The following is a 21,636-nucleotide window of genomic DNA, read 5'->3' as shown; positions in this document are numbered from 1 at the left end:
TTTGTTCAAATGAATGTCCCCATGTGGGGTCAACGGAGCAGAGCAAAAATCATTCCGGGGGATTATTGCTTGGCAGCGATTATGTTTGTTACCTGTAATTTGATTTCCGGAATCAGGTTGAATGCAACATCCCATACAATCAAGTAATTGACACCCATATAATCGTGAATAAGCCGGTCACGCATTCCTGCCATATTCTTCCACGCAACCTTTCCCCACTTCAATTTCACATCAACAGGTATCTTCTTTGTCGCCTCTCCGATGATTTCTAAACTTCTCACAACAGCTCTTTTTAAGGTTTCGTCTGTGAGGAAGTCCTCTTTACGAATGTCCGGTGTAATTACCGAGGTGATATACTCGCATTCCATTAAGATGTGCCTGAGATACTCAATGTGATCCTTAGACATACTCCACCTCTTTAAGGATATGCGGTCCTATAAAAGGACTTAGACCTTTTTTCGAAACTATATCAACCTTGATATTTTTGAAAGCAGCTTCAAGAAAACTACACGTGGCTATAAAGTTCAGATAAGTCTCTTTATCTGGCTCAAAATCCACCAAGATATCAATGTCACTGTCAGCTGTCATCTGGTTTCTTTGAGAAGAACCGAAGATGCCTATCTGGCAAACTCCCCACTGCGCCAGCTGAGGTTTACTTGATGTCAGAATTTTCTTGATTATCGGCTTCGGCAACATAACTGCTTGTTTCAGATTTGATATAAAATTAACTAAATCCGGCTGAACTCCGAAACAAATAAACCCAGCCACCAATTGGCCGGGTTTGCCTTAAATGCATTAGAAACTTAGCCTTTCTTTATTTAATGTCCTTCGCGTCAACCGCAAGAACCACCGCAGTCGGAGCGACTGCCTTCTTTGCTTCTAATAAAGCTACTTTCTCGGTTTTAGCTTTTACATCCATTCCTTGCAGATCTGCACGTTCCACTGCGATGTGCGGGGCGATTACCAGGGAAACGATCGACATCAGCTTGATAAGAATGTTCATCGAAGGGCCGGATGTATCCTTGAATGGGTCCCCTACCGTATCGCCTGTCACAGCTGCTTTATGCGGTTCCGATTTCTTGTAATAAGTCTGTCCGTTAATCACCGCGCCTTTTTCAAAAGACTTCTTCGCATTGTCCCAGGCACCGCCCGCATTGTTTTGGAAAATACCCATTAATACACCGGACACAGTTACGCCCGCCAGTGTACCGCCAAGTACCTCCGGCCCGAAAAGGAATCCCACCAGAACAGGCACAATCAGTGCGATCAAACCAGGGGCTACCATTTCGCGGATCGATGCCTGCGTTGAAATAGCCACGCATTTGTCGTATTCCGGCTTGGCTGTACCTTCCATAATCCCCGGAATCTCACGAAACTGGCGACGCACCTCTTCCACCATTTTCATAGCCGCGCGACCTACCGCTGCAATGGCCAAAGACGAGAAAATAAATGGTATCATCGCTCCAACGAAAAGTCCTGCGAGCACATTGGCCTTGTAAATATCAATAGAGTTAATGCCTGCTACACCGCAAAATGCGGCGAAAAGCGCCAGTGAAGTCAATGCAGCCGAGGCGATCGCAAAGCCTTTTCCGGTTGCGGCGGTGGTGTTACCTACCGCGTCGAGAATATCTGTACGTCCGCGTACTTCCTCAGGCAAATGCGCCATTTCAGCGATACCTCCCGCATTATCGGCAATCGGGCCAAATGCATCAATGGCGAGCTGCATGGCGGTAGTCGCCATCATACCTGCCGCAGCAATAGCTACTCCATATAAACCCGCAAATTCATAACTAATGAAAATCCCCGCAGCTAACACAAGTGTTGGGATTACCGTTGATTCCATTCCCACCGAAAGACCACCGATGATGTTGGTTGCGTGACCGGTTGAAGATTGATTTACAATCGATTGCACCGGCCGCTTGCCCATTGCTGTGTAATATTCCGTAACCATCGACATGATCGCGCCCACGATAGAACCCAGCAAAATTGCCCAGTAAACGTCCATTGCGGTAAAATCAACGCCTCTGATCGTGAGCGTACCTTCTGGAAGCATCCACATTGTCAAAGGATAACTTACAATCAATACCAGGATAATTGAGCCCCAGTTTCCGCGGTTCAGCGCGGCTTGTACATTGCCATTATCGTCGGCAATCCGCACAAGCAACATCCCGATGATAGAGGCAATCAACCCCATTCCTGCAATTACCATTGGAAGCAATATCGGGGCGATACCACCAAAATTATCAGTCGAAGTAGCTATGATCTCACGACCTAAAACCATGGTCGCGAGGATTGTAGCCACGTATGATCCAAACAAATCGGCGCCCATTCCAGCCACGTCTCCCACGTTGTCACCTACGTTATCTGCAATGGTGGCTGGGTTCCTCGGATCGTCTTCCGGTATCCCTGCCTCTACCTTGCCTACGAGGTCAGCACCTACGTCGGCTGCTTTGGTGTAGATACCTCCGCCTACACGGGCAAATAGCGCAATCGATTCTGCACCAAGTGAAAAACCGGCCAGTACTTCAAGTACTTTTTCCATTGCCAGTCCATTCACGTCAGTACTGTCGCCCACAAATGCCGAATATAAAATGATAAACAGTCCACCCAGCCCTATTACAGCAAGGCTCGCTACGCCGATCCCCATTACCGAACCGCCGGTAAATGAAACTTCCAGCGCTTTTGCCAAACTGGTACGGGCGGCCTGCGTAGTACGCACATTCGATTTTGTGGCAATATTCATCCCGATGTAACCTGCGAATGCAGACACAAAAGCGCCGATTACAAACGATATTCCAATAAATGCACTTGAATTTTCAACGAGGGTACCTGAGTAGCCCAGCAGTATTGCAACTATAATTCCAAAGACGATGAGTACACGCCATTCGGCTTTCAGGAAGGCAAGGGCGCCATCTGCAATGGCATCTGCTATCTCTTTCATTTCAGGACTTCCACCATCCTGTCGGACAACCCAGCCTCTTTTGAAGAACATAACCAGCAGGCCAACAAGACCGAGAGCCGGTACTAAATAGGTAATGACACTCATGCTATATCCAATTTATTGTTAAAATGTTTACAATTCCGTAAATATAGAGAATGAGACCTCATAACAAAATCCAAAAATCCGCTTTTTGGTTAATTCTTATAGATTTTATAAAAATATAATGAGCATAGCAGCACCGGAATGCACCGGATATGGAAGCATTTCAAGCGAAAAAGTAGCTAACTAATTAGCCTCCAGTGCCTTTGAGCCGGCCGGACGGAAGATAGCGAGAAGAAGCAGGCTGATGAGAAAACCGGCCAGTCCGACGGCCACCGCGAGCAGTGTTCCGCCGAGAAAGTACTGTACAAAGTTAAGATGAATGGATTCGAGCGTCAGATTTTCGAAAGAACTGATTTGTACGCCTGTCTCGTAGAACAATCCGCCAAACTGGTAACTCGCAAAAATGATGAATGGAATAAACGGTGGGATACTGATATGGGCGGCTGTGAGAAAAAGTACTTTGTTCATCCGAAAGAAGATCGAAAGCGGGATCCCGATCAGCAGCTGAAATCCCCAGACGGGCACAATCCCCATAAAAAAGCCAAAACCGATTGACCTGGCTTTATCCAAATTAGATTCGCCGGGCTTTACAGCTTCCTGCTTGATCAGGTTCCACAAACCTTTTTGCCTGACTTGCAGGATCAGCCTTTTGGGAAGATAATAGAGCAGGGTCAGTATCACCAGCCAGGTATTCAGAATGCTGATGCGGGTGAAGTCGCGAAACGGCCGGAAATGCGTAACGCGCTCATTTTTATCGTAAATAACCTGTATGTTAATGGGAACAATCGGAACGTTGCGCCAGGCCATTTTCACGATCACCTCTATCTCTGTTTCAAATTTCCTCGTGAAGAGCTTCATTGATTTAAGCGGCTCCAAAGGGTATAATCGGAATCCAGTTTGCGTGTCGGGAAGGCTGATACCGGTTTCGAACTTGAACCAGAAGTTCGAGAACTTATTGCCAAATGAGCTTTTACCTGGCACTCCCTCCTGCTCCATATTCCTGGACCCCATGATCAATGCCCCAGGATTCCGGTGCGCGGCTTCGATGAAAGCAGGTATGTCGCTCGCAAGATGCTGACCGTCAGAATCCAGTGTAATTGCGTTTTCGTAACCCAGCAAAAGAGCCTCCTGAAATGCGCGCCTGAGCGAATAACCTTTTCCGAAATTTTTGAAATTATTCAGTACACGCAGCTTTACACCGTAAGAAGACAGAATATACTTGGTATCATCTGTAGAACCATCGTTGACCACGATCACCGTCTGCCCGTCCGCATAGGGAAGCACAGAATCAATAACCCTCCGCAATGTGTTCTGATTATTGTAAGTAGGAATGATAATGCAGCACTTGATCTCCGAAAGAGTCATTTTAATTTACGGGACTGATAAAAAATTTCTTTATGTCCGTTGAGTCAAAAAAGAGAGTAAATAACTCAGATGAATGTTGCTTGCAGCTTGAAAAAAACTGAACCTCCACTTTCCCCGGAAGCGGTAATATCCAGCATATCCTGCTCTTTGTATTTAATTGTAACCGTTAATGCTGAATGCACCGACGGATTGAGTACTTCCAGGAATTTACAGGTCCTGACCGTTTTTAATTTCAGTGGCTTGCCTGTATGCTGCGCCAGTGCGTCTCTCACTATGTCCAGCTGGATCACACCTGGCAGCACCGGTGAGCCAGGAAAATGCCCGCTGAAAAGTGCGTGCTCCGGATTGATAGTCACAGGAGCTGTCAATGCCCCATCTTCTTGTTCAATCGCCCCGATATGGTAGATACCCTGCTGCATCCTGTTCAAGTATACTTATAAATTGTGGAAGAGGCTATCGTCAATCGGCTGATTAAATTTCTCCGCCTGAAATTTCATGACGCTTTTATCACCTCCTTTTTCGAAAAAAGCCAGCTCTTTCAGCCGAAGAGAGCTTTTGGAGAAAACCATTGTGATCTTCGAATAGATATTTTTCAGCCGCCGGTTAACCGGGGTCAGCACGATCTGGTACTGTTCATCATTGCCCAGGCAAGCGATGGAAAACGCTTTATTTTGCTGAAAATCCCCATTCACCAGTCCTATCATCAATTCTTTGATCTGGGACGCCATTCTCCCGGCCTGACCCACATTCTTTTCTTTTCCGCCTTCCTGGATCCGCAGTTTTTCGCCGTTAATCAATATCACATACTTAGAAGGACTTTTTTGTTCCCAGCGCATTTTGTCTTTCTGCTGAAAGTAAAAGGACCCAGATGAACGTTCTGGCTCTTTCAAGACAGCCAAGAATTTTTCTTCCGTAAAAGAAGCCTGAATGGAAGTAGTAGCCTGTGACGTTTTTCGCAAATCTGCCAGAACCTTTTCCCGATCCGCTACCGGCTTGAAAGTTTGCGCTTGTAAAATCTGCGAAAAAAGAATGCAGCACAGACACAAAACGAACTTAATGTTATTCATAAGCTTCTTTTTCAATGAGTTGAGGAAGAGGTATGATCTTGATCCCTTTTTGAAGGCAATGCTCGATCACATCTTCCACTGAATCGGCTGTAACGCGCAGGTTGTCGTGCAGCAAAACGATATCTCTTGCATTTATTTTGGCAATGATCTTGTTGATAATCTGGTACTTATTAGAAGCCCGCGTATCGAGGCTCCTGAGCGACCAGCCGATTGAATGCAGGTGCAGCTCTTTCAGCACATTCCCGTAAATAGGGTTTGTTACACCAAATGGCGGCCTGAAAAAAGTCGGTGACTTCCCTATCGCCGCTACGATCGCGTCGCTGCATTTTTCAATATCGTGTTTCAGTTTTGTTTTGGGAAAAAAACCGAGAAAGTAGCTGTGGCTGTAAGTGTGGTTTCCGATAATATGCCCCTCGCTTTCAATTTGACGGAGGAGTTCGGGATATTTTTCTGCTTTTTTACCAATGACGAAGAAAGCAGCTTTGACATTTTTTTCTCTTAAAACTTCCAGAATGCGAGGTGTTGTATCAGGATCCGGGCCATCGTCAAACGTCAGTGAAATTGCCTTTTTCTTTCCTTTGTTAACAGACTTAAAGAAGTAATTGGACTGAATTTTAAAAGATCCGTAAGCTGTGATAGCAAGGTATGCGACAACAATCGCAGCAAAAATTATCCATGCAAAGCCGGTCTCCCAAAAGATGATCCCGCTCAATGCAAATATGGTAATGGATGTGAATGTGACGATGTTATGCTTCAACTGATTGTATCAATGTTAATCCCAGATTTCCACTCCTTAAACCGTTCACGATCAGCGCATTCCTGACTGTCTTATCCGCTTTCATCAGATCCGCCGCATAATGCATTGCAAATGCAGAAGCTGTGGGGTAAACACCTGAGAATGCCAGGTAATCAATGCACTTCTGTGCACTGATGCCTGCGGTTGTAAATAATTCTGCCAGCTCGCCTCCTTGTTCCTGCGTAAATGCCGCATAAAAAACGCAATCCATGTCAGCCAGTTTCAACTCATTTCTGTGAAGAAAATCGTCGATTGCCGATGCAATACTTTCCGGGAATGCAACAGGCCAGCAATCTTTCACGCAGGCAACGGTGTCGCTTTTAGGCTGGTTGGAAATGATAAAAAATGATGCCGCGGAAGTAAGTTGCCGGGCAGGGCGCAGGTTTAGCTCGCGCCCAATTTCTGACAATATATCAATGTATTCATCCGCCGCACCAACCAAGATATCACTTTCCCCATCATTCAAAAGCAGTATCCCGTCCAGCAATGCGTGCTCGAAAGAGAGCGTATTCTGTGTGTGGGTCATATTGTAGCCGTGATTGCTGATGCTCAGCGAAATCTGTCCGGCCATTGTATTATGTGTCGATTGAATGAAAGAGGTGGGTGGCAGCAGTCCCTCCACAGTTAGTGAGGTATTCAGGAATTTTTCAGTATCCTGCAAGCAGCCCAACCCGGTTCCGACTATGATCGCGTCCGGTTGTTCAATGTGCGCCTGCGCGATACAATCCTTTGCGCAAGCCACCGACATGCGCAGGATTTTGCTCATTCTGCGAAGCAAGCCGGCGTCGATATATGCTTTAAAATCCGGGGTTATCAAAGACGTATCAGCTTGCAATGCACTAATTGAACCCGAAAAGCCGGCATTCCCGAACGTAGGCTGATGCGAAATCGTGGAAGCGGCGGAGATATAATGCACTCTTTTGTCCATATTAAGCACGATCGGAAAAAACCAAAGATGAATTATTACCGCCAAAACCAAACGAATTGGACAACACTGCATGGACTTCCCTATCAGTCTGCAATGCAGTTACGGGTTCCAACCCAGTTTCTTCAATGCTTGTTTTGAAGTTCAGGTTTGGATAAATAAGATTATTCTGGATTGATAAGATAGAAAATACAGCTTCAATCGCGCCGGCAGCGGCAAGCGTGTGACCTGTAAATGCTTTCGTCGAGCTGAATGCAGGAATTTGGTCTTCGAAAACGTTCTTCAATGCCGCAGATTCAGACAAGTCGTTGTTTTTGGTGCCGGTACCGTGCGCATTTACATACGTGATCTCAGAGGCGGCCAACCCTGACTTCTTCAATGCGTTTGAGATAGCCAGTGTAGCGCCTTTTCCCTCCGGCGAGGAGGCAGTCTGGTGATAGGCATCGGCTGCGTTTGCCCAGCCGCTCAAATAAGCGATCGTCGGGTTTCCCGAAAATGCAATGCTCTTTTCATTCTCCAATAATAAAAAACCAGCTCCTTCGCCCAGGTTAAGTCCGCTGCGCGATTCATCGAAAGGCCGGCACCATTGATCGTCATAAATCATCAAAGACCGGAAACCATTAATTGTGAAGCTGGTTAATGCATCAGACCCGCCCACGAGCACTCTGTCCAATTTGTTTTGCAGGATCAGCCTGGCACCTAGCATGATCGCGTTAGCGCCTGATGAGCAAGCGGTTGATAAGGTATTTACGTAATCTTTAATGCCCAGTTCAGCCGCAATCCTTTCTGTTGTCGATCCGCTATCGTGCGTTCTGAGTAGCCGGAAATCGGCGCTTTCTTTGGCGAGATAATCTTTGTAAAAATGCTCACTCCGGTCCATTCCACCAACCGAAGTAGCCGATATGATACCTGTTCGCAATGTTTGTGACAACCTGTTTTGCCCCCAAGCCTCACGCGCCGCGAGCAGCCCCAGCAGTGAAGTGCGGGATATGTACCTGGTACCAATGTGCAGTTCGTCTTTCAGGTCGTCGTTTGATACCTTGGCCTCTCCCACCAGCAATTCAGAACCTTCTTTCAGAAATGCCATTTTGCTGATTCCCGTTTTCCCTTCTTTCAGTGCGCGCAGGTTTTCTTCAACCGTTAATCCAATTGCAGAAACAACTCCGACACCCGTGATCCGAACTCCCATTGATTATGTAATCAGCTTTGACGTTTGCGGATGTATTCCGCCATGGTATTGACAGATTTAAAAGCCTCTTTACCCTCCTCAGGCTTGGTAACCTGAATGCCGTGGTATTTTTCGAGCAGCACGATTAGTTCTAGGGCGTCGATAGAATCCAGCCCGAGTCCCTCGTCGTTGAAAAGCAGGCTGTCGTCGGCAATGTCGGCAGGGGTAATATCTTCGAGATTAAGTTGTTCTATGATTTGTTTTTTAAGGTCTTCTTTGAGCGTGTCCATTGCCTTATAAAAAGTTGAGATTAATATCAGTTTGTTGGAGATTTTCTAAATATATAGGTCTAACAGGTTTTCTGCATTCAGTTCCCGAGTGTCCGGCCCGCCTTCCTCTACAAGAAAGAGCAGTACGTCAGTCTTACCTTCCAGGACTTCCAGCCACCCGCAGAGCGCAGCTTTCGCGCCGGTTACTTCCATGACTTGCAAGTAATTCAGATAAAATTCAGGGGCGAATTTAGACAAAACAGCAAACATATTTTCGCCGTACCATTTGTTCAAAATCGCTATTTCGCCCAGGATGATATTGGGCAAAGTGTAAACGAAAAGGGACGGACTTGGCGAGTCACTTCCCTCGTAAGACTTGATAAAACGCAGGTCAGTGTCCGCACTGGACGCACTGTTTGCAAAAACCAATGCAATTTCATCATCGCCGTACCTCGTCGCAAAGCCTGGATCAGCGCGTTTGATCAGCTCGGAAGCGAGGTATCCCGCTTGTGAAAGCGAGTCCATTTTGTAAAATTTCGGGTAAACGAATCCATGCTCTTTGTAAATCTGCTTAAACCAGGAATCCGGCGAGTCTGCATCGCGGCGCGCGACCTCAACTCCATTTACCGTACAATAATCCTCTTTTAACCGGCAATATGCTGTGATACGCTTCATATTTTTCGGATGATCAAAGAGGCATTTCCGCCGCCAAAGCCCGACGCAGTTTTCAGTATTGTTCTAATTTCTTTTTTTTCATTTGCGGAAACCACATTGAGCGGCTTCGAAGTACCCGCGTCGCGAAAGCCCAGACTTTTGACCAGTACTCCATTTCTGATCATCTGAATGGAGGCCGCAGTTTCAATAACGCCGGCTGCACCCAATGTGTGCCCAAAGTAGCCTTTGAAACTATTTAAAGGTATATCGCTCATCTGCAATCTGTCGAATGCAATGGATTCCATTTCATCATTAAAAACCGTTGCAGTACCGTGCGCAGAAATGAAGTCAATCTCGCCGGGCTGCACCTGATTGTTCGCCAGCGTCTTCGTAACACTCCGGTATAAACCTTCCCCAGTACGCGACGGCCCGGATATGTGATTGGCATCGTTGGCGCTTGCGCCTGTCAGAAGCTTCAATGGAGCTTCATTGAAAATAGTAGCTGAATTTGAAAGTATCACCGCACTGCAACCCTCTCCGAGCGTGATACCGTTCCGGGCCGCGTCAAAAGGCACACAGGGCTTATCACTGGCTGCGAAGAGCGACTGAAATCCATTTACCACAAAATCCGAGAGCACGTCGCAGCCGATTACAACTGCGTGATCGTACAGGTTTGCTTTGATCAAATTGCTCGCTGCATTGATCGCCAGTACACCCGAAATGCACGCATTTGAAACAACAATGGGCTGATGAACTAATCCGAAGCGGGCCTTCAATGCATCCAGTACCGGAACGAACTGATCTTTTACATTGACATCCAGTGCCCCCTTTGTCGAACTTAAAACAACAATGGTACGGGCGGAAGAAAGGATTGCGATATCAATTTTGCCCGCGATCGCAGCTAAACTGTCGATCACAAGCTGTTCAAATTTGCGCTCGGCTGAAAGGGAAAGCATTTTGGCTAAATAGACACTTTCACCTGAAAAACCCGCGCCTTCTACCAAAGAGATACCCGACCTGTTTTCCGTTAATGCGCTCCAATTTTGCTCCGTCGTGTCGCCCAGAGGAGTAATAATTACCTCAGCACCGATATAAGTCATTCTGATGTTACTGTTTTTAAAAACCGGCTAAACCTGGTTTTTTGCTTTCCATTCCTGGTAGAACGGAGGGGTGATCAATTCCAGCGTACGTGTTTCCTTGTCCAAAAAAACCTGCATTGTTTTACCTATCGCACACAATTCACCTGTCGTTAAATTGATCACTTCGTATTCAAACTGAATCTTAGCCGACTTCGCAGGCACGTACCTGGTTACTACTTTTATGACTTGTCCATAGTAAACCGGCGCTTTATGATCTATCTCAGATTTTACGATCGGGGTGAAATAGCCTTTGTCAAAAATGGTCAGATATTCCAATCCGTAGGTCTTTCCAAATGCCTCTCTTCCGTCTTCGAAGAATTTGAGGTAGTTACCGTGCCAAACTACGCCCATTGCGTCGGTTTCGCTGAACCTGATGTCTATTTCGATTTCCGAAGCAATCATTCTTTACTATTTAGGGGTTATTCTGCAACTACAATCTTCATCTCACAACCCAGCAATATACGTCCTTCCAGGAAACTTTCACCTTTGACGAGGTAAATATTTCCGAGCTGGTGCAGGGGTGAAACGCGTGTTTGAATAGTGGCAAAAACAGGCGGCAGCTCAAAAACTTCCACCTTGCTGACAGCCCCGATAAAGCCGATTTTAGGCTTCCCGCCCTCCTGGCTGCCGAGATACCCGAATGAAAGAGCGCATGTTTGCGCTATGTTTTCGATCAGTCCGCTTGCCTGGAAGAAACCGTCTTCTACCAGCATATTCTCGCTATCAATGAAGAAGTCTGTTTCAAATATTTCATTGGTAACATGAACCAGATTGTCGACCATGATAAACGGTGCGCGATGCGGGATGTAACCTGTCACACTCTCTTTCGAAACGATCATTCAGCGAAGAAGTTGAAGTAATTAAACCATTGTTCCGGGTACTGGCGCACCTTCCGTTCCAGCTCAGTTACATAAAGCTGCGCAATCGCCTCTGGCTTCAATTTTTCAGTGATCGGTGCTGTTGCACTCAAATGGTAACTGTATTTGCCATTTTTTGCCGCAAATACAAAAGTGACAGGTGCATTGAATTTGGAAGCGATAATAAACGGACCGATCGGAAATCTTGCTTTTTTACCCAAAAAATCCATTTCTATATACTTTGCACCTTCCAGGTAGCGGTCTGAATGAATTGCTACAAATTCGTTATTCACCAATGCGTTCCGGATCGATATAACGTGCGAAAGGTCGTCTTTGATCGCAATTACATTAAATCTCGAACCGCCCGTCGAAAGGTCCATATATTGTTTGATGCTCTCTACCTCGGCATCGAGCATTACAATGTTAATCCTGGGTGTGATCCTGCCTTTGAGCAAGTTACCTGCCGTTTCCCAGTTACCAAGGTGAGCACTAAGCAATATCCCCCCTCTACCCATTTCACGGATATCGATCAGGTATTGTTCATTTTCAAAAATGTGGGTGAATCGCTCGTTCTTGCCAAGCAGAAAAGCAGCGCGGTCTACCAGTGTCTGCCCGAAAATATAGAAGTTCTCACGGACCAGCTTCCTGGCAGCCTGCGAAGAAACGTGAAGTGTATTTTGATAAAAATCCAGAAGCGCACGTCTGGGCTTGGCCGCAAACAAATAGTAGTAAAACGTAACTATTCGCAGCAACAGGTAAGCAAAGTTCAGCCCCAGGGATTTGATAAAAAATAGAAAAATCTTGTACCCCGTTAAAGATCCTTTGGTCTTACCGTCCCAACGGCTCATTTACAAAGCGAGTTTCTTGCGGACTAATCTATAAAAATCGCCAAAGGTCACGATCTCCTTGAAGTCTTCCCCGGTCAGCTTTACATTCAGATTTTCTTCAATCAGCACTACAAGATCTACATAGTCGAGACTATCCAGGTCCAATGTATCTTTGAGGCTGTTTTCAGGGATAATCTCACTCCTGTCCACCTCAAATTCCGTTGACAAAAAATCCCGGGTTTCTTCGACTACTTCTTCCCAGCTCATTTTTACTTCGTTAGCATGCATAGCAGTAAAATTAATTTATTCTCACTGATAGTTTGAAAATCCATTACACTTTTAAATCCATCCGAAGGCCAGCGCAAAGAGAACGATGTCTGTCCGAGAAGGCGCTTTCAGAGATTTGGAGGAGAACAAAATTACGAAAATTCAGGCATTAAGGAGCCGCCGTTTACGAAGTATTTAACGCCGCAAAATCGCGATAGTTAGATTTTCCTGATGATCAGCGTAGAGTTCGTCCCGCCAAAACCAAATGAATTAGAGAGGAAACAATCGATGTTCTGCTCCCTGGTTTCAGCGATCACATTGATTTTTTGAGAATCTTCATCCGGGTTCTCAAAGTTGATGTTCGGGGCGATAAAACCGTTTTGCATCATCAGCAGCGAGTACACAATCTCGCTTGATCCCGCCATCCAGCATTCGTGGCCAGTCATGGATTTGGTAGAGCTTACAGGCACATTACCGCCAAAAACCTCAAAGATCGCGCGTGCCTCGCTGCCGTCGCCAACTGGCGTGGAAGTAGCGTGTGCATTGATATAATCAACCTGCTCTGTTGTGATACCAGCTTGCTTTAAAGCCATTTGCAGTGACCGGATTTGCCCGTCAATGCTGGGATTGGAAATATGATCTCCATTGGAAGAAAACCCGTAGCCAATCAGCTCGCCGAGGATAGGTGCGCCGCGGTTGACAGCTGACTCATAAGATTCAAGAATTACCGTGGCTGCGCCGCCGCTCGGGATAAGTCCGTCGCGGTCCCTGTCAAAAGGTCGCGAAGCCCGGGCAGGCTCCGATTCGCGGACTGAGAATGTACCCAATCCATCAAAGCTCGCCATTGCAGCCGCATTGATTTCCTGTGCGCCTCCGCAGATTATGCGTTCCTGCAATCCCTGCGTAATCATGAGGTAACCCATTCCGATAGAATGCGAACCCGAGGCGCAAGCCGCACTGAGTGTGAAGTTGATCCCCTTCAGCTTGAAAATCGTCGAAAGGTTCATATTCACGGTACTATTCATATTCTGGAAAATGGCGCCGCTGCCGATCAATGTGGTATCGCGCTTTTCTTTGGCTTTGTCCACTGCCTCCACGACCGACGCCGCAGTACTATCATTTCCGTAGATAATGCCGGTTTCTGTTTTATCAAGAAAATCAATATCCAGCCCTGAAAATTCGAGCGCCTCGCGGGTCGCCATGTAAGCATATATAGCAGGCTGGTGCATTCCCAGGCGTTGTCTTCTTGAAAGATAGTTTTTCAGCTCAGGTTCTTCTACCATGCCCGTGAGTGCCGAGCGGAAGCCAAAATCTTTCCTGACCTGATCAAATACAATCCCACTTTTCGCGGCGTAAAGCGATTTAGTTACCTCTTCCAGATTCTGGCCGAGGCAGGAGTAAATTCCAATTCCGGTGATAACAACTCTGCGACTCATTTGTTAAGAATAAATTCCTCCGTTGATGTTAATGACCTCGCCGGTGATATAGGCAGCTTTGTCAGAAACAAGGAAACTGACCAGGTGCGCTACTTCGGCAGCCGTACCAAAACGGTTCATCGGGATCATTTGTTTCAATTCAGCCTCATTTAAATCTTTTGTCATATCGCTGGTGATAAAACCGGGTGCAACTGCATTAACCGTGATTTTTCGCTTCGCGACTTCCTGTGCCAAAGCCTTCGTAGCCGAAATAACAGCGCCTTTCGCAGCCGAATAATTAGTTTGTCCGGCTACCCCTTTCATCCCGGAAACCGAGGCGATATTGACAATCCTGCCCGATCGTTTCCGTAACATCTGCTGGATTGCATTCTGGGTTACATTGAATAAACCTTTCGTGGAAATATTCAGAACATCGTCCCAATCCTGCTCCGGCATCCACATGAACAAACCGTCGCGGGTAATGCCAGCATTGTTGACCAGAACACTGATCGTTTTGTCTTCGTTCTTTTCCTTCCAGGCATTCAGGGCTGTATCCACCTCTGCTTTTGTCTGCACATTAAACTGCATCAGCTCACCGCTGCCGCCGTTTTCTTCTATTTCGGCAAGCGTTTCCTTCGCAGCAGCCTCATTGGAGGCATAGTTCACGAGAATGTGCAAACCGTGGTCTTTCGCCAATTGCACCGCAATCGCCCTTCCAAGTCCCCTGGAAGCTCCTGTCACCAAAGCACAGCTCATAACTTAAAAGGGGTTTCTTTGATATATTCAAAAACTGCTGCTATACTTTCTGACTGCGGCAGATCTTCTTTTACAAAATGAGCATACTGGCGGATCTGGTTATAAACAGACTTTGCATTCGGCGAAAGCCGTTCTTTCTCATCCGGTTCCAGCAGATCGATCGCCTGGCAAATGGCCATAATATGAATGGACATTACCTGAAAAGAGTTTTCCAGCACCTGCTTTGCAATCACGGCACTGTTGGTACCCATACTCACAATATCCTGATTATCATTATTATTTGGGATACTATGTACATACACAGAGCTCGATAGTGCCTGATTTTCGGCGGTAGTGGACGTAGCTGTAAACTGTACCCCCTGAAACCCGAAGTTCAATCCCCAGGTACCTGCATTCAAAAACGGCGGGAATTTCCCATTCAGCTTACTGTTCATCAGGAAGTTGAGCTGCCTTTCCATCAACATCGACAGTTTCGTCAGCACAATCTTGACCTTATCCATTTCGAGCGAGATGTAATCTCCGTGGAAATTACCTCCGTGAAATACATTGTCATCATCCGGACTTACGATCGGGTTGTCGTTGGTTGAGTTAAGCTCATTTTCAACTACTTCCTGCGCGTAATGGATTGTGTCCAGGATAGGTCCCAATATCTGCGGTACGCAGCGAATGGAGTAGTATTCCTGTATTTTCCTTTCAAATTCCTTACGCTGCATGGCGGTATCATCTTTGAAAAGCTCTTCCCGGCTGCGGATCATTTTGCTGCCCGCAACGAAATCGCGCATTTGCTGCGCAATGAGCTGCTGCCCTTTGTGATGTTTAACTGCATTGAGCTCTTTCGAAAACGAATCATCAAACGCTTCGATCACTTCATTGAGCATGGAAGAAGCCGCAATAGCCCATTGCAAAAGCCTTTTCGCGTAAATCAGGTTGATCGCTGCCATTCCCGTCATGCAGGAAGTTCCATTGATCAGCCCAAGTCCGTCACGCAACTCCATTTGCAAAGGCGCAATTTCTTTCTCGGCGAGTACCTCGGCGGTTTGCTTCCGGACACCATTGTCATACACAAAGCCTTCACCGATCAGGTTCAAGCCCAAATGCGACAATTGCACCAGGTCGCCGCTGGCGCCTACACTTCCGTGCTCGAATATCTCGGGGACAATACCATTGTTCAGAAAAGCCACCAGCTGCCGAATTACCGCGGTGCTTACGCCAGAATTCGCCTGTAAAAATGAGTTAAGACGCGCCACCATCACACTCCGCGCGTAAACCTCCGTAAGCGGCTTCCCGATACCGCTGGAATGGCTGCGGATCAGATTGTATTGCAGGTTGCTAAGCTTGTCGGTCTCAATCCGGTACTGCGCCATTGGCCCAAACCCTGTATTGATGCCGTATATAATTTTATCTTTGGAGAAATTCGTTAGGAAAGCAAAAGATTTCGATACTTGATTAAGACTGTCGTCAGAGAGAATAAATTCCTTTTTTTCAAAAGCATATTGCTCAATCTGAGCTAATGAAATACGATTCATTTAAAGATAGAGTAATTGAATATTGTGTAAAATAAACCTTTTTTTGCGGCTTTGGCAAACCACTCAGTCAGCCGCTGCGGCTTGCGGGAAGTTGCCGGAATTGTACAATTCACTATTTTTGTCTGACACTCACGCTTTCCCTGCCGATGATCGGAGATTTACTTTTAAGACTAAATAAATTCCTTTCCGGTCACAAAACAGCATTCTATTTCAGCTTAATACTACTTTCCTGTTTTCTGTTTTCAGGCATCTTCCGGCTGCGCGTCACCGAAAGCATTTTTGCTGCATTACCGAAAGGTAAAAGTTTCGAAGAATTCAACCGGCTGGTTGAAAGCAAGAACATCATTAACCAGATCGTGTTCTCCATTGAGGTACCGGCTGATACCGACACCGAAACAGCCCGGCTGATCGCAGAAGAGCTCTCCGATTCGCTGACCAGGTACACCAAAGGATATATCCGCAACATCCAGATCGAGCGCCCCAACGTACAGGAGGATCTGTATCAATATGTGTATACCCACTTCCCAGAGCTGATAGACTCGACGTATTACGATCATATCGAGCTTAGATTGAAGCCCGACTCGATCCGTGCGGCGGTGGCAGCAACTTACAATCAGTTGCTTACACCGGGAGGTTCTTTCCTGAAAAGGTTTATCCTCAACGATCCGCTCGGGATTACCACCAAATATTTTGTTGAACTAAATGCAAACAATAATGCAGGTAACCTGCTGATCGAAGACGGGATCATGTTTTCTGCAAACCGGAAAAGCATTCTTGTTTTTGCTTCAACAGCTTACGACTCAGGTAATTCAGAAAAGAACGTTGAACTCTTTGAGCTGACGGAGGAGATCAGGGAAAAGTGGAACAGGCGCTACAAGTACAACCAGCTGAGCTACTTCGGCACATTCGAAATCTCCGCCCGGAATACGATCCAGGTCAAACAAGACACCTATTATACTTCATTCATCGCATTGGGCTGCATTTTGCTGCTCTTGATCCTGTATTACAAAAAGCTGCTCACGCCAGTTTTCATGCTGTTGCCGGGTTTGTTCGGCGCGTTGTTTGCATTAGGGATCATCGGTTACGTGCGGCCCGAGGTATCAGGCATTTCGCTGGCGACAGGCGCTGTAATCTTCGGTATCCTGCTCGATTATGCTTTTCACTTCTTTACGCACCTGCGTCACACTGGCTCCATAGCTACCTCTGTCAAAGAGGTAAGCGCGCCATTATTAACCGGCAGCTTTACGACAGTAATGGCATTCAGCGCGTTGCACTTTGTCAACTCTACTGTTTTACAGGATTTCGGCCTCTTTTCATCCCTCGGACTGGTCGGGGCTGCGCTCTTTACATTAATTGCATTGCCGGTTATTCTCGAATCCGCCCGCTTTGATTACAAGAAGCTGCCGGCAGAGCAGCAGTCAGTGCACTTGCCTGCTATTCCGGCGAAATGGCGTTTAGGGCTGCTGGCGACAATTACTGCATTGACTTTCGTCTTTTTATACTTCGCACAGTTCACAGAGTTTGACAGTGGCTTTGATAACCTTAGCCTGCAAAATGAAGATCTTTCCTCGCGAGAGCAGTCACTGACCGGCATTGACCCGAAAACGCAAAAAAGAATCTACGTTTTCGCTTCGGACGCAAACCAGCAGGTCGCAGCGCGCATTAGTTTCGAAATCTATCAGAAACTCGCCTTTCTCCGCCAAGAGGGTAGCATTACCAGCTTTGCCAGCCCGGGCTCGCTGCTGGTACCGCGTGATATTCAGTTTCAGCGAACCAGACAGTGGCACGAGTACTGGAACTTGGGGAGGAAGGAAAGTGCATTCGATGTGATGGACAAAGCCGGCGCAAAAAAAGGCTTCAATGCATTCGCATTTAACGATTTCAAAAATTGGATTGCCGGCCAGTACGAACATTCCGTTTCGCAGGATACCCTTTTTGCAGAGCTGGGGATTGATAACCTGGTGGAAAAAAGAGCTGGCAAGACCACCTATATTTCCACGGTGGTAGTACCGCAGCGCAATCTGGATGCAGTTAAAAGTGAGCTGCGCCAGATTCCGCAGGCAGCCTTGTTTGACCGCGGTGAAATGGCGGGAGAAATGCTGTCGATGGTCAAAGACGATTTCAATTACCTGCTCCTGATATCAGCTTCCATTGTTTTTCTCACACTCCTGGTGGTCTACGGAAGAATCGAGCTGACATTACTCTCCTTTTTACCGATGGTGATCAGCTGGATATGGATCCTGGGCATTGCGGCGATTCTGGGGATCAAGTTCAACTTCGTCAATGTAATTGTCACCACATTCATTTTCGGCCTCGGCGATGATTTCAGCATTTTCGTAACCGACGGACTGTTAAGCAGGTACAAATACAAAAAAGATACCCTGCACTCCTACCAATCGGCGATCATCCTTTCGGCTACTACTACCATTGTGGGGACCGGCGTGCTGATCTTCGCAGAGCACCCCGCGATTCACTCGATTGCGGTCATCAGTGTGTTGGGTATAGTTTGCATTCTGTTTATCTCATTTGCTTTCCAGCCTGTCCTTTTTGATTTTTTTGTTCAAAACAGAATAGCCAAAAAGAAAGCACCGGTGACAATGCTGCCATTTCTGATCAGTATTTCCAGCTTTACTTACTTTCTTGCCGGCTGTCTTTTCCTGCATTCCAAACTGCTCACGATCCTGATTTTGCCGGTTTCAAAAAGCAGGAAACGAGCGATGATCAACAGTTCTTTGTCATGGTTTGCCAAAACGGTGATCTACTCCGGCCCGCATGTTAAGAAACGATTTTCTGGACTGGAAAATCTTCAAATGGAGAAGCCTGTCATTTTTATCGCCAATCATACCTCATTCCTCGACATTCTGCTCGCAATTATGCTGCACCCGAAAATCGTCCTGATGGTCAAAGGCTGGGTGTACAAATCTCCCTTTTTTGGTCCCATTATCCGCTATGCCGGTTATGTGTACACCGACGATGGAGCCGAGCAGAATATTGAAAAGGTGAGGGCATTGGTGGCAGAAGGCTATTCTTTACTGATATTCCCGGAAGGGACCCGCTCCGAAGACGGCGAGATTGCCCGTTTTCACAAAGGCGCATTCCACCTCGCAGCGCAGCTCAATCTTGACATACAGCCCATTCTCATCCACGGCGCACACGATGTACTGCCCAAAAATGACTTTTTGATCCGGCCGGGCGCGCTGAACGTACGTGTACTGCCACGGATTCCGCAGTCAGATCCATTGCTGCGCGGACAGCTCCGCGACACAACCAAGAATGTATCTGCGTATTTCAAAACGCAGTTTGCTGCTTACAAGGATGAGATGGAGGATACCAGTTACCTGAAACACAAAATCTTCACTAATTACGTTTTCAAGGGGCCGGTTTTGGAATGGTATTTCAAAATTAAATGGGGACTTGAAAGCCGCAATTTCGCCGGCTACAACGAGCTGATCGGCACGCGGAAGAAGATCCTGGACCTGGGTTGCGGATACGGGTACCTTTCTTTTTACCTGCATTATAAGAATGCGGAAAGGTCGATCAGGGGAGTTGACTATGATGAAGAAAAGATCCAGATCGCCCAAAACAGCTACCGCAAAACCAGCCAGCTGCATTTCGAACAAATGGATGTAATGGAAGCCGATCCGGAAACCCAGGACGTAATTTTCCTGAACGATGTACTGCATTATCTGTCGAAGGAAAAGCAACGCAAACTACTCGACCGGTGCGCCAATGCATTGAACCCGGGCGGTATCCTGTTTATTCGCGATGGTATCACAGATTTAGGCGGCCGTTTTGAGAACACGAAAAAAACCGAAGCTTTGTCGACCCGTGTCTTTTCATTCAATAAAAAGGAAGAAGACTTCCACTTCTTCTCGTCGCAGGATATCATCGATTTCGCGCAGCAGCATCATCTTCAATATGAGCTGAAAGAGCATTCGAAAAAAACTTCCAATGTCCTTTTCATCCTCCGGAAAGCGGAGAACACTTTCTAATAACAAATCCTTCAATCAAACATTTTTCAGGCTGTAAAATGCAATCTGCACCATTTGAAAAAGAATACGATTTCGTAATTGTCGGAAGCGGGCTGGGTGGCCTGGCTTGCGCGCTCATTCTCGCAATGGAAAATTACAGTGTGATCGTGCTGGAAAAAAACCACCAGATCGGCGGGCATTTGCAGGTTTATAGTCGAGGTAAGAGCATTTTCGACACTGGCGTGCATTATGTAGGCAGCCTGGACAAGGGCGAAAATCTCTACCAGTTCTTCAAATACTTCGGCATTTTCGACCAGCTGAAAATGAAGCGAATGGATGAAGAATTCGACGTGATCAGGTTTGAAGATGGCGCAGAATACGCTTATGCACAAGGTTTTGAAGCATTTGCTGCCAAGCTGATCTCCTACTTTCCTGACGAAGCGGAGGCGATTAACCGCTACTGTGAAAAAATCCTTGAAGTATGCAGCAAATTCCCGCTTTATAATCTGGAAACTTCCACCGAAGGCTATTACATGGAAAGCGAAATGCTGACTATCAATGCGCACGATTACATTGCTTCTTTAACAGATAATGTCAGACTGAGGAACGTACTGGCCGGCTCTAACCTGCTCTATGCCGGATCCCGACATAAAACGCCGTTCTATGTACATGCTCTGATCATGAAGAGCTATTTGTCTGGTGCTTACAAATTCGTCGACGGCGGCTCGCAGATCGCCATTCAGCTAAACCGCGCGATCAGGCAGCACGGCGGACTGGTGATGAAATATAAGAAGGCGGTTTCGGCCAATTATCACGATAATGGTCTGGTGAAGGAAGTGGTCCTTGAAAATGGCGAGGTAGTGAAGGGTAAGCAGTTCATTTCCAATGTACATCCTGCGGTAACTATCGATATTTTCGGCGAAGAGCGATTCCTGAATATGTACAAAAACCGGATCCAGGGACTTGAAAATACAGTATCCACATTTCTGGTCCACGTTACCTTTCACGAAAAATCATTTAAATACCTCAATCACAATATTTACTTTCACGACACCGATAATGTTTGGGATACGGTCGACTACGAACAAGAGAACTGGCCGCAAACAAGCTTTATCTGCACACCCTATATTTCCAAGACCGGCGAATACGCGGATTCGATGTCGATTATGTGTTATATGAGAGCTTCCGAAACTGCAAAGTGGCAGGAAACATTCAGTACAATCGCCGAGCCTGGACAGCGGGACGAAGAATACATCGCCTTTAAAAAGCAAAAAGAAGAGCAGGTAGTTAACAAAATAGAATCCGTTTTTCCAGGGATAAAAAGCAAGATCAAAGCAGTGCACAGTGCCACACCGCTCACATTCCGCGACTATATCGGCAACAAAGACGGCTCTATGTACGGTATCATGAAAGATTCCGTTTCACCAGCTAAAACACAAATCAACACAAAAACCAAAATACCGAACCTGCACCTGACAGGCCAGAATATCTCGCTGCACGGGATACTGGGAGTTACTGTAAGTGCATTTATAACCTGTTTTCCATTTGTAGATAAAGAAAAACTCATTCAAAAAGTAAAAAATGCGTGATC

General features: G+C 46.5%; 21 protein-coding genes. 2 read left to right on the top strand and 19 right to left on the bottom strand.

Annotation, left to right across the window (positions count from 1 at the left end; all coding sequences use genetic code 11):
• Positions 1-62: 62 nt before the first annotated feature.
• The 19 genes from Q369_RS0123230 to flxA all read right to left on the bottom strand — a co-directional run bounded on the left by Q369_RS0123230 (position 63) and on the right by flxA (position 16,074).
• Complete coding sequence (locus tag Q369_RS0123230) at positions 63-407, bottom strand: HepT-like ribonuclease domain-containing protein (RefSeq protein WP_031530119.1); 345 nt, start codon at positions 405-407, stop codon at positions 63-65.
• The gene (locus Q369_RS0123225; protein ID WP_229206929.1) at positions 400-768 is read right to left on the bottom strand and encodes a nucleotidyltransferase family protein; all 369 of its coding nucleotides are present in this window, start codon (positions 766-768) and stop codon (positions 400-402) included. The genes Q369_RS0123230 and Q369_RS0123225 overlap by 8 nt, the downstream gene beginning before the upstream one ends.
• Positions 769-814: 46 nt before the next feature.
• Positions 815-3,046 carry a sodium-translocating pyrophosphatase gene (locus Q369_RS0123220; RefSeq protein WP_051664241.1) on the bottom strand — a complete coding sequence of 744 codons (2,232 nt, stop codon included), beginning with the start codon at positions 3,044-3,046 and terminating at the stop codon, positions 815-817.
• Between the two features lie 180 nt (positions 3,047-3,226).
• Positions 3,227-4,408: a DUF2062 domain-containing protein gene (locus Q369_RS0123215; protein ID WP_035333775.1), complete on the bottom strand. Its 1,182-nt coding sequence runs from the start codon at positions 4,406-4,408 to the stop codon at positions 3,227-3,229.
• Positions 4,409-4,473: 65 nt separating this feature from the next.
• Positions 4,474-4,827, bottom strand: a complete 354-nt coding sequence (locus Q369_RS0123210; protein ID WP_031530115.1) for an ApeI family dehydratase — start codon at positions 4,825-4,827, stop codon at positions 4,474-4,476.
• 15 nt (positions 4,828-4,842) lie between these two features.
• Positions 4,843-5,475: a flexirubin biosynthesis/transport protein LolA2 gene (lolA2, locus tag Q369_RS0123205; protein WP_031530114.1), complete on the bottom strand. Its 633-nt coding sequence runs from the start codon at positions 5,473-5,475 to the stop codon at positions 4,843-4,845.
• On the bottom strand, positions 5,468-6,232 hold the full coding sequence (locus Q369_RS0123200) for a polysaccharide deacetylase family protein (RefSeq protein ID WP_031530113.1): 765 nt from the start codon (positions 6,230-6,232) through the stop codon (positions 5,468-5,470). Before Q369_RS0123200 ends, lolA2 begins: the two co-directional genes overlap by 8 nt.
• Positions 6,222-7,199 carry a beta-ketoacyl synthase chain length factor gene (locus Q369_RS28560; RefSeq protein WP_031530112.1) on the bottom strand — a complete coding sequence of 326 codons (978 nt, stop codon included), beginning with the start codon at positions 7,197-7,199 and terminating at the stop codon, positions 6,222-6,224. Before Q369_RS28560 ends, Q369_RS0123200 begins: the two co-directional genes overlap by 11 nt.
• A 1-nt stretch (position 7,200) precedes the next feature.
• Positions 7,201-8,385 (bottom strand): beta-ketoacyl-[acyl-carrier-protein] synthase family protein, encoded by a 1,185-nt coding sequence (locus tag Q369_RS0123190; RefSeq protein WP_031530111.1) that lies wholly within the window; start codon positions 8,383-8,385, stop codon positions 7,201-7,203.
• Positions 8,386-8,396: 11 nt separating this feature from the next.
• Positions 8,397-8,654 carry a phosphopantetheine-binding protein gene (locus Q369_RS0123185; protein ID WP_031530110.1) on the bottom strand — a complete coding sequence of 86 codons (258 nt, stop codon included), beginning with the start codon at positions 8,652-8,654 and terminating at the stop codon, positions 8,397-8,399.
• A 45-nt stretch (positions 8,655-8,699) separates the two neighbouring features.
• Positions 8,700-9,308: a hypothetical protein gene (locus Q369_RS0123180; protein ID WP_031530109.1), complete on the bottom strand. Its 609-nt coding sequence runs from the start codon at positions 9,306-9,308 to the stop codon at positions 8,700-8,702.
• Entirely contained in the window at positions 9,305-10,387 is a 1,083-nt protein-coding gene (locus Q369_RS0123175; protein ID WP_031530108.1) for a beta-ketoacyl synthase N-terminal-like domain-containing protein, read from the bottom strand. The genes Q369_RS0123180 and Q369_RS0123175 overlap by 4 nt, the downstream gene beginning before the upstream one ends.
• A 27-nt stretch (positions 10,388-10,414) precedes the next feature.
• Complete coding sequence (locus Q369_RS0123170; RefSeq protein WP_031530107.1) at positions 10,415-10,828, bottom strand: acyl-CoA thioesterase; 414 nt, start codon at positions 10,826-10,828, stop codon at positions 10,415-10,417.
• A gap of 17 nt (positions 10,829-10,845) precedes the next feature.
• Positions 10,846-11,265, bottom strand: a complete 420-nt coding sequence (locus Q369_RS0123165; protein ID WP_031530106.1) for a hotdog family protein — start codon at positions 11,263-11,265, stop codon at positions 10,846-10,848.
• Positions 11,262-12,131 carry a lysophospholipid acyltransferase family protein gene (locus tag Q369_RS0123160; RefSeq protein WP_031530105.1) on the bottom strand — a complete coding sequence of 290 codons (870 nt, stop codon included), beginning with the start codon at positions 12,129-12,131 and terminating at the stop codon, positions 11,262-11,264. The genes Q369_RS0123165 and Q369_RS0123160 overlap by 4 nt, the downstream gene beginning before the upstream one ends.
• A complete protein-coding gene (locus Q369_RS0123155; RefSeq protein WP_084165831.1) occupies positions 12,132-12,398 on the bottom strand; it encodes an acyl carrier protein in 267 nt (88 codons plus the stop codon). It abuts the gene before it with no gap.
• A gap of 197 nt (positions 12,399-12,595) precedes the next feature.
• Positions 12,596-13,813: a beta-ketoacyl-[acyl-carrier-protein] synthase family protein gene (locus Q369_RS0123150; RefSeq protein ID WP_031530103.1), complete on the bottom strand. Its 1,218-nt coding sequence runs from the start codon at positions 13,811-13,813 to the stop codon at positions 12,596-12,598.
• 3 nt (positions 13,814-13,816) lie between these two features.
• Complete coding sequence (flxB, locus tag Q369_RS0123145; RefSeq protein WP_031530102.1) at positions 13,817-14,548, bottom strand: flexirubin biosynthesis SDR family reductase FlxB; 732 nt, start codon at positions 14,546-14,548, stop codon at positions 13,817-13,819.
• The gene (gene flxA / locus Q369_RS0123140) at positions 14,545-16,074 is read right to left on the bottom strand and encodes a flexirubin biosynthesis tyrosine ammonia-lyase FlxA (RefSeq protein ID WP_031530101.1); all 1,530 of its coding nucleotides are present in this window, start codon (positions 16,072-16,074) and stop codon (positions 14,545-14,547) included. The genes flxB and flxA overlap by 4 nt, the downstream gene beginning before the upstream one ends.
• 146 nt (positions 16,075-16,220) lie before the next feature.
• On the opposite strand from flxA, the gene Q369_RS0123135 reads away from it, so the two are divergent.
• Both Q369_RS0123135 and Q369_RS0123130 read left to right on the top strand, forming a co-directional pair.
• A complete protein-coding gene (locus Q369_RS0123135; RefSeq protein ID WP_031530100.1) occupies positions 16,221-20,066 on the top strand; it encodes a trifunctional MMPL family transporter/lysophospholipid acyltransferase/class I SAM-dependent methyltransferase in 3,846 nt (1,281 codons plus the stop codon).
• A gap of 38 nt (positions 20,067-20,104) precedes the next feature.
• Positions 20,105-21,634 carry a phytoene desaturase family protein gene (locus Q369_RS0123130; protein WP_031530099.1) on the top strand — a complete coding sequence of 510 codons (1,530 nt, stop codon included), beginning with the start codon at positions 20,105-20,107 and terminating at the stop codon, positions 21,632-21,634.
• The last annotated feature ends 2 nt before the right edge of the window (positions 21,635-21,636 follow it).

Source organism: Dyadobacter crusticola DSM 16708, assembly GCF_000701505.1.
GTDB lineage: Bacteria > Bacteroidota > Bacteroidia > Cytophagales > Spirosomataceae > Dyadobacter > Dyadobacter crusticola.
This window is presented reverse-complemented; position numbering and strand designations above follow the sequence as displayed.